Source organism: Aequoribacter sp. (genome assembly GCF_965659035.1).
Lineage (GTDB): Bacteria > Pseudomonadota > Gammaproteobacteria > Pseudomonadales > Halieaceae > Aequoribacter.
The window spans coordinates 1-9,340 of sequence record NZ_CBFHWH010000081.1; the positions used below are offsets into that span (position 1 = coordinate 1).

The 9,340-nt window shown below is 52.6% G+C and carries 8 protein-coding genes; 1 reads left to right on the forward strand and 7 read right to left on the reverse strand.

Features of this window, described 5'->3' with window-relative positions:
• The 7 genes from ACTF5Z_RS09965 to ACTF5Z_RS09995 all read right to left on the reverse strand — a co-directional run.
• On the reverse strand, positions 1 to 199 hold a 199-nt coding region (locus ACTF5Z_RS09965; RefSeq protein ID WP_438985500.1), incomplete at its 3' end, for an isochorismatase family protein.
• 8 nt (positions 200 to 207) lie between these two features.
• Positions 208 to 2,088 carry a hydantoinase B/oxoprolinase family protein gene (locus tag ACTF5Z_RS09970; protein ID WP_438985501.1) on the reverse strand — a complete coding sequence of 627 codons (1,881 nt, stop codon included), beginning with the start codon at positions 2,086 to 2,088 and terminating at the stop codon, positions 208 to 210.
• A gap of 14 nt (positions 2,089 to 2,102) precedes the next feature.
• Complete coding sequence (locus ACTF5Z_RS09975) at positions 2,103 to 4,166, reverse strand: hydantoinase/oxoprolinase family protein (RefSeq protein ID WP_438985502.1); 2,064 nt, start codon at positions 4,164 to 4,166, stop codon at positions 2,103 to 2,105.
• A gap of 12 nt (positions 4,167 to 4,178) precedes the next feature.
• Entirely contained in the window at positions 4,179 to 5,096 is a 918-nt protein-coding gene (locus tag ACTF5Z_RS09980; RefSeq protein ID WP_438985503.1) for a hydroxymethylglutaryl-CoA lyase, read from the reverse strand.
• The gene (locus ACTF5Z_RS09985) at positions 5,093 to 6,286 is read right to left on the reverse strand and encodes a CaiB/BaiF CoA transferase family protein (protein ID WP_438985504.1); all 1,194 of its coding nucleotides are present in this window, start codon (positions 6,284 to 6,286) and stop codon (positions 5,093 to 5,095) included. Before ACTF5Z_RS09985 ends, ACTF5Z_RS09980 begins: the two co-directional genes overlap by 4 nt.
• Before the next feature lie 223 nt (positions 6,287 to 6,509).
• Positions 6,510 to 7,457 (reverse strand): SDR family NAD(P)-dependent oxidoreductase, encoded by a 948-nt coding sequence (locus ACTF5Z_RS09990; RefSeq protein ID WP_438985505.1) that lies wholly within the window; start codon positions 7,455 to 7,457, stop codon positions 6,510 to 6,512.
• Between the two features lie 74 nt (positions 7,458 to 7,531).
• Positions 7,532 to 8,350: an NAD-dependent protein deacetylase gene (locus ACTF5Z_RS09995; protein ID WP_438985506.1), complete on the reverse strand. Its 819-nt coding sequence runs from the start codon at positions 8,348 to 8,350 to the stop codon at positions 7,532 to 7,534.
• An 83-nt stretch (positions 8,351 to 8,433) separates the two neighbouring features.
• Here ACTF5Z_RS09995 and ACTF5Z_RS10000 point away from each other — a divergent pair, with 83 nt between their 5' ends.
• Positions 8,434 to 9,324, forward strand: a complete 891-nt coding sequence (locus ACTF5Z_RS10000) for a TIGR01777 family oxidoreductase (protein ID WP_438985507.1) — start codon at positions 8,434 to 8,436, stop codon at positions 9,322 to 9,324.
• Positions 9,325 to 9,340: the final 16 nt, after the last annotated feature.

A 9,340-nucleotide genomic window follows, 5' to 3' on the forward strand; every position in this document is an offset into this window, starting at 1 on the left:
GATCATACACCACGGTGGTGTAAACAATAGGCAAATCTCGCGCACGACAGGCCTGAATCAGAGTAGCGGTCGCCGCCACCACCGAATCGAAATGCCCGCCCAAAGGCGATTCAGGTTGAGTAAACCCCAGACTCATATCAACGACAATCAGTCCGGGTTTACTGCCTAAACCAATGTTTTTGCGAGAGAGATCAGCCACGTAAGCCCCTAAGCGCGACGCTGAAAAACCGGCGCAACCGGAGGCTCAAGGTGCGTTTCTTGCACGCAGCGGGCCTTGATCTCTTCGATGCTGCCACCAAAGTTGAAGATCTCGGTGATCGGACCGCGCTGCTCCGCCATTTGAGCACGAAGCGCTTCGGTTGCGGCCACATCGAGCACGCCGTCTGTTACCACCACGCCGTAAGCCTTAGCGCCAGCTTCGGTAACCAAGCCCCTCGCCACATCTTGCGCCACCAAGGCGGCGTCTCGCGCTAGGGGATCACCCCAGCCACCGCCGCCCCAGGTGTTGTAATACAGCAAATCACCTGCTTTGACTTTAATACCCTCGCATTTAGATGGCAGCCACTCTTCTGAGCCATCTGCTCGCACAATACGCTTAGTAGAGCGCATACCCGGATTACCGCCGTTAACACCCCATGGGTAAGTTAGCCAGCGCTCATCATGGATACCGATCTCGCCGTCGACCAAAAACCGGTATGCAACCGACAAGCCATTACCCCCGCGATGTAAGCCTGCGCCACCCGAGTCAGGAATGACCTCGTAGCGCTCTATACGCAAAGGGAAGTAGGTTTCGATAAACTCGTTGGGTACGTTGGTAAAGCCCGGCCAGAGGCTGTGACCATCGGGACCATCACCAACCGGACGGCCTGGAACACCACCAAAACCGATTTGAAATAGCTGGAACCACTCATCATTTTTGCCAGGACGCGTATCGTAACCCGAGTAAAACAAATGGGGCGAATCCGAGAAACCTGCAGCATTTAGCAATTCGTTGGGAGCCCCCATACCCAAAAGCGCACCCAAGATATCGAAAATACGACCGAGCGCGTGTGTACGACCTGACAAGGCTGCCGGATACTTAGGCTTTAGCAAGGTACCTTCAGGAATACGCACGTCCACCAAATCGTAAAAGCCATCGTTAAACGCAATTTGAGGGTCGACGATGTTGATGGTAAACGAACCAAAGAACATCTTGAACATGTCCTCATTCAGGAAAAAGTTCACTGAACTTTGCGCTTGCGGCGATGTGCCCTCGAAATCAAAAATTGCCTTGTCTCCCTCACGCCACATAGTGCAATGGATTTTGTAAGGGCCTAGACCCATACCGTCATCGCACAAATAGTCGGTAAACTCACGCTTCTCTTCCGGTACAACCATGCCAATGACGGCTTTCATGGCATCGTAGTTGCGCTGCAGCATCACCCCCATGGTCGAATGAAAAACATCGTCACCAAAGCGCTCCGCCAATTCAACGCAACGTTTCGACGCGGTGTTACACGCGGCTACCAGGGCGTTTAAGTCAAAACGGTTCCACTGAGAGGTCCGGACGTTATGAAGCACCAATTCGAGAAGGTCCTCTTGTAACACACCTTTCTTGTAGAGCTTAACCGGTGGAATACGAATACCCTCCTGATAGATATTCGTGGCATTGATGGGCATCGAGCCAGGCACCATGCCCCCGTTATCAGACATGTGACCAAACATAGCGGACCAAGCAATATGACGACCGTCTTTGAACACAGGCACCAAGACCAACCAATCGGGCAAATGCGATACCGCCGCGTTGCACAAGTAAGGGTCATTGGTCAAAATGATGTCGCCTTCTTCGATATCTGCATCATAAACAGACAAGAAGGGTGCGATAAACGAGCCGAACTGACCCACCACCATTTTCCCCTCTTTATTCGCAATCATTGGGAAGCAATCACCCTGCTCTCGAATACCCGGCGACATCGCTGTGCGGAACAAGACGGCGTCCATTTCCTCACGCGCGTTTTTCAAGCCGTTTTCGATAATGTCTACTGTCACGCTTTCGACGTCGACGGTAGCAAGTGGCGTGTTATTTGTTTCAATAATTCTAGCTGGCATAGTCACACTCCCCTTTACGCTTGAATGGGTTCAATGAGTAAATTACCTACAAGATCTGTCCGAGCTTGAAAGCCCGGCAAAATCAAAGTTGTCGAGTCCATCTCGGTAACAATGGCAGGCCCGGGAACCGTTAAGCCAGAGTGCAACCTATAGCGCTGGTAAATCGTGGCATCATACCAGCCGCCCTCAAAGTAAATACGAGTCTCATGAATCGCACAGTCTTGCAGGGTCGCTGAGGTATCTTCTTGTCGCTTGATTTCAAGGTTCTGTGCCTGAGACGCAACGACCGCGCGAATCATTACAATCTCGTGGCCATCGCCCAACTTAAAGGTGAACAACTTCTCGTGCTCGTCATCGAACACGTCGGTGATGACGCTCAAGCCTTTCTCAACCAAACTATCGTTGTCAAAATCAACGCTAATTTGGAACGCTTGACCGGCATAGCGCACATCTGCCTGGTAGGTAACAACCAACTGATCTTCCGCTATACCGTCCGCCAAAAGCGCTTGTGCAGCGCGATCTTTGAGTACGGCCAAATCGGCGGCCAGCTGGTCTTTTGAAATGTCGCTGGCCAATGCACCATAACTTCTCGCCGCTTCGTCTTGCAGCTGAGTGGTCGCATCGCCGTAAGCGCATAAGACGCCAGGACCGGGCGGCACAATGACAGGGAACGAGTTAACCAAACGTCCCAGCGCGTTGGCGTGCAATGGACCGGCGCCACCAAAACCGACTAGGCTAAAGTCTCGCGGATCATAGCCTTGTTCCACAGATACCAAGCGCAGTGCGCCAAACATCGCTTCATTGGCGATACGAATAATGCCTTCAGCTGCCTCCATGACATCAATACCTAAGGCATCCGCCACTTTTTGCACTGCAGCCACAGCCGCGTCTCGGTTAATGGCCATGGCGCCGCCAAGTTGTGCATCACTGGGCAAATAACCCAAAACCACGTTCGCATCACATACGGTGGGCAACTCTCCGCCTTTCATGTACGCCGCAGGACCCGGGACCGCGCCCGCCGACTCAGGGCCCACACGCAGAGCTTTGGTTAACTCGGCGACAAAGGCGATTGAGCCACCGCCTGCACCGATTGTTCTCACGTCGACCGAGGGCGCACGCACGCGCACATCGCCAACAATCGTCTCGCGGCGAATATTGGTTTTTGCATCCTGAATCAGGGCGACGTCGGTAGATGTTCCCCCCATATCAAAGGTCAGTAGGTTCTTATAGCCTGCTTGTTCGCAGAAGAACAAGGCGCCCGCCACACCACCCGCAGGACCTGACATCAGTATATTCACCGGTGAATCGGCAGTAGCTCTTGAGGACGCCAAACCACCGTCAGACCGCAAGATGGATAACTGTGTGTCACCGCCCAAACGCTCTTCTAGAGACGTTTGCAGGTTATTCAAGTAACGCGACACTTCGGGGCGTACATAGGAGTTCACCACTGTGGTTTCAGTGCGCTCGTATTCCTGCATTTCGGGCACGACATCCGATGAAATCGAGATAGGAATATCGGTGAAAAACTCGGCCGCGATTTCAGCAGCGCGCCGCTCATGCTCGCTGTTTACATAGGCATTAATAAAGCAAATCGTCAACGCCTCGACCTCATTCTTCGCCGCCAACGTAGCAAGCTGTGCTCGCAAGGCGTGCTCATCGAGCGGTGTTGACACCGACCCATCTGCATCAATTCGCTCAACTGCACCAATAGTTAACTCAAGCGGCGCAAGCAAAGGCTTTTTAACGAAGCTTACCCAGCCGCCTAAACCGCCCGGGCAGAAGCTGCGAGCAACCTGCAAGGTATGCTCATAACCAGAGGTAGTAACCAGACCTACCTTTGCGCCTTTACCGGTTAGCACCGCATTGGTCGCCACCGTAGTGCCATGCATTACGAACTTAATGTCTGCAGGGTTAATGCCAGATTCGTCACAAATTTTGGCGACGCCATTTAACACCCCAATCGAAGAGTCCTCGGGGGTCGAAGGCACCTTTGCGGTGAACGTTTGCCCTGTCTCCTCATTCATGAGCAGAAAATCGGTGAATGTGCCCCCGACGTCTACACCTAAGCGATAGGTCATGCCTAGTCTCCTTTATTGTCCGACTACTTTGTCTAAATGATTACTCAACCAATAATGCGCACGTCCGCCTTTGGCCGTGCCCGTTAACGCTTTGACCAAATCTACGGCCGCCATCAATGCAGAAAAATCGATACCCGTACTAAAACCCGCCTGCTGGCATAACATAGCCACATCTTCTGTTGCGACGTTGCCTGAGGCTCCGGGTGCAAAGGGACACCCCCCTAACCCGCCGATGGATGTATCAAAATGTCTTACGCCAGACTGCAGGGCCGCATAAGTGTTGGCGAGCCCCATGGCACGCGTATCGTGAAAGTGACACGCGACGCGATCGGCGCTGATACCCAGCAACAAATCGCGAAGCAATGCTTCTACTGCGAAAGGGTTTGCGGCCCCAATCGTATCGGCAATCACAATGCGTTGGGCGCCCCAATCTGCGAGCCGTTTTGATAGGCTAATGACCTGCTCTGGGTCGACCGCACCCTCAAATGGGCACTCGAAGGCCACCGCCACATACGCGTTGACTTTAACGCCGTCGGCCACCGCCGATTCAATAATTCCCTGCGATGCCGCCATAATCCCTGCGGTGGTCATATTGATATTTTTTCGATTCATCGTGTCAGTAGCCGAGACCACTACGTTGACTTCTTTGCACCCCGACGCGAGCGCGAGTTCGTAGCCCTTTCGATTTGGCACTAAGGCATTTAACGCAACTCCCGTGTTTTTTGCCAAAGCGTGGCGCAAAACCTGATCGGTACCGGCCATCTGCGGTACCGCCTTGGGCGAGACAAAACTGCCAATCTCAACACTTGAGACACCGGTCGTTGCAAGTTGATCAAACAAACGGCAGCGCTCTTCAACGCTCAGGTGCTTCGACTGCGCCTGAAGTCCATCTCGCAGACCCACCTCATTAATGTGGACTTGAGGGATCATCGAATGGCTCCCGCGACCCTTAAGGTCTGTATGCGTTCTTCGTCGTATCCAATCTTCTGAAGCACGGCATCCGTATCGGCACCCAAGGCAGGAGCCGGCGCATAATCGTCTGTGTGCCGAGATAACTTGATGGGGTTACCCGGCCCTTTAACCGACTGGCCCTGATCGTTGTAGAGATCGACCACCATACTGCGATGCAGTACCTGCTCGTCGCTAAGTGCTTGCTCAAAATTGTTAACCCGTGCACAGGGGATGCGCTGCGCTTCGAACAACTTAAGCCAGTGCTCGGTAGGGTGCTTGACTAGAATTTCATTCAAGCGCGCTTCGATAAACTGCTTGTCTGCTAGACGCCCCGGTTGGCCTTTGTATTTTTCGTTGCGAAACTCGGGCACGTCCAGAACGTCAACTAATGCATCCCAAAACTTATCGAAAATGACCGCGATAATAATGTGTCCATTCGCTGTCTTGAAACTGTTGTACGGAACGTGCACAAAATGACTGTTGCCAATAGGCTCGGGATTTTTACCGGACATGAAGTGCATTGTTGCCATGTAGTTCAACAGCGAGATTTGGGCGTCTAACATCGAAATATCGACATGCTGCCCCACGCCTTTTTGATCGCGCTCACGCAAAGCGGCTAGCACACCCATGACAGCGAACATTCCACCGCCCAAGTCACCGATCGGGATCCCTGCGCGCATCGGCGTGTCTTTATCCAAGCCCGTAATGGACATACCGCCACCGAGCGCCTGCACAACCTGATCAAAGGCAGTGCGGCGATACTGTGGTCCATCGCTGCCAAATCCAGAGATCGAACAGGTAATAATATTGGGATTGATCTTGGATAACTGGGCGTAATCGATCTTCAGCTTTGTGGTGACATCCGCGGCAAAATTGTCCAGAACAACGTCGGCCTTACGAACCATATCGTAAAAGACTTCAAGGCCTTGACTAGACTTTAAATCGATAGCCACACTCTTTTTGTTTCGATTCAAAGTAATGAAGTATGCACCTTGATCGCCGAGCGAATACTCTGGATCTGACTGCAGCAACTTGCGAGTTCCCTCTCCGGCTAGAGGCTCCACTTTGATCGTCTCGGCGCCAAGGTCGGCCAAGATCATACCCGCGTAGGGGCCCGATAACATGTGGGTCAAATCAATAATTGTTACGCCTTCTAAAGCGGTCGCCATAACTCCCTCGTCATTAACAAAACTTGAGCGCGCAAAACGCTCGCTATCCGTTTTGTTGGCAGATTCTGTGCCAATCTTTGCGAAGGTCGGCAAAATAATAAAAAGTCATTAAAAATCATTCTGTTGCCGAGGGTCTCACATCTGCTGCGAAGCGGCCGGCTAAAAACGGAGAGTGACCGACTGAGCTTTTTTGTTTCAATTTGAAACTTTACACGCATAAATTTCAATTTGAAACGAATTCACTAACAAATGAGAGCAAGGCTCGACGATCGGTCGGTCGCTCTTGAGACTTCTTATTCAAGTAATATCGCCGCGCCTGACGGTCGAGAAACAAGCACCCGCTCACACCTTCAAGATCATCATCGGCCGCCATCCAAGCAATGGTGTCTGCCCCCTCTTCTGGCGATCGCAAAATCCACTGCGTTATGCGACGAAACGTGGGTAAGGCCGACTGTACTCCTGGTGTATCCGCCCAGCCGGGGTGCATGGTATTGATAAACACCCCGTGCTTGGCCCACTCCTCATGCCACTCTTGTGTCACAATCGACAGCGCTCGTTTTGCCTGCGCGTAAACAGCGGGGCCATCGTAGCGATGCGCAAATCCCGATCGCAGCCATGACATCGATAATCGTTGGGTATACATACCACCCGATACAACATTCACAACCCGAGCTGATCCAGCTGCTTGCAGTAGCGGTTTGAGCCCCTGCATCAATATCACTGGGCTCAATAGCAACAAGGATGTGCTCTGCTCGATACCCTCTGCAGTTTCGGCGCGAGAGTTAAACAGTGCACCCGCATTATTGATCAACACGTCAACAGGCCTGTTTTGTGCGACAAGTGCATCAATCACACGTCGAGTATCGGCTAACAACGCCAAATCGGCGATGAGCACCTGACAACTGCTGGCCCCTAGACTCTCGCATTCTTGCTGAAGCGCCTGCCCTCTCGCGGGATCTCGGACTACCAATGTCAAGTTGGCACCGGCAACGGCGAGGCTTTTTGCGGCCGACAAGCCAAGCCCCGACGTCGCACCCGTGAGTACAATGTGTTTATCGATAGACCATGACTGCCGAGTGAATCGCTTTTTCGCTTTTCTATACCCAGGACCTGTGAAATCCCAGATTTCACCGATCAAAGATTGTCGAAGTGGCTTAGTAAAATTACTCATCTCTGTTTGCTTCCCTGAAGGACGTATTTAGCGCATCTATTCAATAACTACGCTATCAGGAGCCGTTCAGGCCACTAACTTGTCAAAAGCGCATTCAAATGCTCAGTAAAATCTTCGGCGGTTTGATTAAAGCGGACCGTAGCAATACTGTCGGCACGCGTTGGCCCCGGATTTACAATCGCTAAAGCACCGCCGTTTTCGACCGCGAGTCGACACAAGCGATACCCCGAATAAACCTTGAGCGAGCTTCCCAACACCACCAAAACACCCGCTTCCCGCGCCAGTTCTTGAGTACGGTCAGAGATCAGTTTTGGGATATTGCCGCCGAAAAACACCACATCGGGCATCATAACCCCGCCACAATGCGGGCACGGTGGTACGGTTACTGTATGGATGATTTCATCGGGCAGGTCGGCGTCACCATCGGGTAATTGATCGGCCCGTAAATTGTTGAGCTGAGGATTGGCTCGCGCTAGCTCAAGCTGCCAGTGGTCTCGATGCATGGGCGCGGAACACTGCAAACAGAGCACTCGATCGAGGCGGCCGTGAATATCAATAGCGCGGTCAAATCCAGCTTTTTGATGCAATCGATCGACGTTTTGGGTGATGAGCTCAGGCAAGAATTCGTGCTGATGCCAAAGCGCTAAGCGCCTGTGCGTTTGGGTGGGCTGTGCGCGCGAGGTGAGCGGCCAACCGACAAATGAGCGAGCCCAGTATCGTTGCCGCATACTCAACGATTGCCGGAACTGTGTATCAGTAATCGGCGTAGTGCGGGCCCACTCACCGTCCTGAGTACGGTATGTGGGTATGCCTGCGCCGACGCTAATGCCGGCACCCGTCAAGAACAGGGCCCGCTGTTGGCGCATGTGTTCAGCAATTTCAATGAGAGTCATGATCGCTTATACGAGTGAAAGGTAAAACTCGATGATAAGTCCAAGCAACACTGGCTCACGTAACAATCGCGGGAGGAAAACACATGCACATTCTACTTACTGGCGGTACTGGCTTTATCGGGCAAGCCTTGGTGCCCCACCTACAAGCCATGGGGCACACGCTGACGGTCTTCAGTCGGCAGCGCCATTCAGATACTTCCGCGGTTAAGTTCATTAAATACCTCGATGACCTGGCCCAGGTGGAGACCATCGATACAGTGATTAATCTCGCCGGAGAATCGCTCGCGGGTGGACGCTGGACAAAACGCTACAAGCAAAAATTGAGGGGCAGCCGCATTGATCTAACCCAAGATCTCGTTCACACCTTGCAGCGATCGGGCCACCGACCGAAGCTCTTTATCAGTGGTAGCGCTATCGGCTGGTACGGTGATTGTGGCGAGCAAAAAGTTGATGAAAGCCACACAGCGGGGTCCGGTTTTGGCGCAGAGTTGTGCAAAGACTGGGAGGCCGCAGCACTGGCCGCGAAGGAAGCATTAGGCTCTACTGTAACCACCATACGTATAGGCGTGGTGCTGGACAAAAACGGCGGTGCCTTCCCGCAAATATTTATGCCGTTCCGTTTTGGCCTTGCGAATTGGCCAGGATCCGGTGACCAATATCTCAGCTGGATACACCGTTCGGATCTCGTTGCGGCGATTACTTTTTTACTGCAGCATCCGCTGGAGGGTGCCGTGAACCTAACTGCGCCCGAACCTGCAACCTATAAAATGTTGGCGCGAGAAATATCAAAACTCCGAAAAACCTGGGTAACAATGCCAGCTCCAGCTTTCGCTATGCGATTAGCGCTGGGCGAAATGGCCGACGAACTGCTCCTCAGCGGCCAACGTGTGCTCCCGACTAAGCTCGTGGCAAATGGTTTTGCGTTTCAATACCCAACGATCGATAAAACCTTGCAGTCCATACTGACCCCATAGTCTTAGTCTTAGTCTT

Bases quoted from the DNA above. Each gene is read 5' to 3' on its own strand.
- ACTF5Z_RS09975 (WP_438985502.1), bottom strand. From the start codon at position 4,166: ATGACCTATCGCTTAGGTGTAGACGTCGGGGGCACATTCACCGATTTT.
- ACTF5Z_RS09995 (WP_438985506.1), bottom strand. From the start codon at position 8,350: ATGACTCTCATTGAAATTGCTGAACACATGCGCCAACAGCGGGCCCTG.
- ACTF5Z_RS09970 (WP_438985501.1), bottom strand. From the start codon at position 2,088: ATGCCAGCTAGAATTATTGAAACAAATAACACGCCACTTGCTACCGTC.
- ACTF5Z_RS09990 (WP_438985505.1), bottom strand. From the start codon at position 7,457: ATGAGTAATTTTACTAAGCCACTTCGACAATCTTTGATCGGTGAAATC.
- ACTF5Z_RS09980 (WP_438985503.1), bottom strand. From the start codon at position 5,096: ATGATCCCTCAAGTCCACATTAATGAGGTGGGTCTGCGAGATGGACTT.
- ACTF5Z_RS10000 (WP_438985507.1), top strand. From the start codon at position 8,434: ATGCACATTCTACTTACTGGCGGTACTGGCTTTATCGGGCAAGCCTTG.
- ACTF5Z_RS09985 (WP_438985504.1), bottom strand. From the start codon at position 6,286: ATGGCGACCGCTTTAGAAGGCGTAACAATTATTGATTTGACCCACATG.